Source organism: Pseudonocardia pini, from assembly GCF_013870575.1.
GTDB classification, from domain to species: Bacteria; Actinomycetota; Actinomycetes; order Mycobacteriales; family Pseudonocardiaceae; genus Pseudonocardia; species Pseudonocardia pini.
On record NZ_JACBXB010001090.1, the window covers coordinates 1 to 1,377 of the forward strand.

Here is a 1,377-nt window from a genome sequence, read left to right on the forward strand (position 1 = left end):
ACGTCCGCGGTGTCACCTACGCGCGCCTGCGCGAGACCCCCGTCCAGTGGCCCTCCAGTAGGCCTCCGGCGCGCCGGACCGAGCGCGCGGGGGGACAGGTCTCGTGGGCCTCTGCGGTGCACGGCCTGCGCCTTCGCCCGGCCCCGATGCTTCGCTGCGCAATGATCTCTTCCCTCGTACGCCTGTGATCCGCTTCACTGATCACTGCGGCCGATGCCGACCGCCGAAGTGCTCCGTTCGTTCGTCGCCTTTCGGGAGGCATCAGTGGGACGCAAGGTGATCGCGGAAGCGGTCGGGACGTTCGTCCTCGTCTTCTTCGCCGTGGGGTCCGCGGTGGTCGGGTTCGAGACGGTCGGCCCGCTCGGCGTGGCCGTCGCGTTCGGGTTCGTGCTGCTGGCGCTGGCCTACGCGATCGGCCCCATCTCGGGCTGCCACGTCAACCCGGCCGTCACGCTCGGGGTCCTGCTCAACCGCGGCATCACGCCCCGGGAGGCCGGGGCGTACGTGGTGGCGCAGGTGGTGGGCGCCGTCGTCGCGGGTGGGCTGCTGAAGCTGCTCGTCGTGGCGGGCGGGGTCACGGACGAGACCGGAGGCCTCGGCACCAACGCGTGGGGCGAGAGCGTGAACCTGTTCGGCGCGCTGATCGTGGAGATCATCCTGACCGCCCTGCTGGTGCTGGTCGTGCTGCTCGTCACGCACGCCAACGCCTCCCCGGGCTTCGCGGGGCTGGCGATCGGCCTGGTGCTCACCGTGATCCACCTCGTCGGGATCCCACTGACCGGCACGTCGGTCAACCCGGCCCGCTCGATCGGCCCGGCGCTGTTCGCGGGGACCCAGCCGCTCTCGCAGCTCTGGCTCTTCATCGTCGCGCCGCTGGTCGGCGCCGTTCTCGCCGTGGGGGTCTACCGCGCGCTCGTCGGCACCCGTTCGGGGCTGGGGGCCACGACCTCGCACGACCCCACGGGCGCGGCCGTCGACCGCTAACGGCCGACCGCGGCCCACCGAGTCTCCCCGGACCATGACCGACGTCACCCCGGAGGCGACCGTGGCGCTCACGAACGACCCCAGCACCCTGCCCGCCCTGATCGAGGTGACCCCGCTGCGTTGCGGGGCCCGGCTCGCGCTGCGGGACGGCGGGGCGCCCGCGACGGCGGAGGTGCGCGTCACGGGCGACGACCGGCTCGAGGTCCTGCTGGAGTCCGCGGGCACCCGGGTCGCCGCCGATCTCGAGTGGCGGGTCGAGGGGGCCGACCGGGTACTGCTCACCGGAACCCTCGACGGGGAGCCGTTCCGGTTCACGATGTCCACCGAGGCAGGCTCGCTCTCGGAGGGTCACACCCCTGGGCCCGAGCCGGTCGTCGCCGCGCCCCCGTCCGA

The 1,377-nt window shown here is 73.3% G+C and carries 2 protein-coding genes; both read left to right on the top strand.

Annotation, left to right across the window (positions count from 1 at the left end; all coding sequences use genetic code 11):
* Nucleotides 1-264: 264 nt before the first annotated feature.
* Entirely contained in the window at nucleotides 265-984 is a 720-nt protein-coding gene (locus H5J29_RS32775; protein WP_312858509.1) for an aquaporin, read from the top strand.
* Between the two features lie 34 nt (nucleotides 985-1,018).
* The coding region (locus H5J29_RS32780; protein WP_181784772.1) for a hypothetical protein at nucleotides 1,019-1,377 on the top strand (359 nt) is incomplete at its 3' end.